At 49.0% G+C, this 510-nt stretch carries 1 protein-coding gene; it reads right to left on the bottom strand.

Annotated features, from left to right (window positions below):
- The coding region (locus tag R7Q48_RS31345; RefSeq protein ID WP_318134362.1) for a chloride channel protein at nucleotides 1–510 on the bottom strand (510 nt) is incomplete at both ends.

Genomic DNA, 510 nt, shown 5'->3' with positions numbered 1-510 from the left:
TTAAGCGTACGATGCAGCAACTGGCTGTAAATAGGTTGTCCACCAAGCAACTGTGCGACAATCACCGCTCCTAGACAGGTAATGATTAGCGGAAGAATCAGATAGTAGTTGTTGGTCATTTCGATCACCAACAAAATACCAGTGATAGGCGCGCGAACTGTCGCAGCGAACAGAGCTCCCATTCCTGCAATCGCAAAGACGCCAGGTTCTATATCAAGCGTTGGCAACAGAACATCTGCGCTTGCGCCAAATGCGTATCCAAACAATGTGCCCAGCGCGAGCATTGGCGCGAAAATACCGCCTGGTGCGCCAGAGCCAAAGCAAAGCAAAGTTGTGACCACGCGACCAATAAACAGCAGCACTAAAATAGAGATCGAGTAGTTACCTGTTGTGACATCGGGAATAAGTGCAATGCCTCCGCCTGTTAATTGAGGTACGTAAAGCAACAGCAGGCCAAATACGCCGCCCAAAATTGAGCCCGTGATCAGGTAACGCTTACGATCGTTTTTA

The organism is Vibrio sp. 378 (genome assembly GCF_033339435.1).
Note: the sequence above shows the minus strand (reverse complement) of the source record. Positions and strands in the feature narration are given on the sequence as shown.